The sequence below is a fragment of the Verminephrobacter aporrectodeae subsp. tuberculatae At4 genome, from assembly GCF_000193225.1.
Taxonomy (GTDB): domain Bacteria; phylum Pseudomonadota; class Gammaproteobacteria; order Burkholderiales; family Burkholderiaceae_C; genus Acidovorax; species Acidovorax aporrectodeae.
In genome coordinates, this window is sequence record NZ_AFAL01000936.1 from 1 (window position 1) to 236 (window position 236).

Sequence of the window (236 nt, forward strand, 5' to 3'; positions counted from 1 at the left end):
ACACCAGGTTACCGAGGACCGAGGGGTAGTCGTTCGTGTGCTCCAGCTGCGGGGCCGTGGTGTCTTCTGCTGCTGGTGTGGCTGGCGTGTTGTTGGTCACCGCGGTGGCCGCAAAGCTGGCCGCGTCGTTGCCTGCGGCGTCCTGTATGGCGTTGGCGTCGTTGCCGGTCGTGGGGTCGGCGTAGGCGACGGTGACCGTCTGGCCGCGGGTCACCGCCGTGCTCAGCGTGAGCGTG

At 68.6% G+C, this 236-nt stretch carries 1 pseudogene; it reads right to left on the reverse strand.

The features are described from left to right. Positions 1–214, reverse strand: a pseudogene (locus VTU_RS29905) (hypothetical protein); the annotation flags it as partial. Between the last annotated feature and the right edge of the window lie 22 nt (positions 215–236).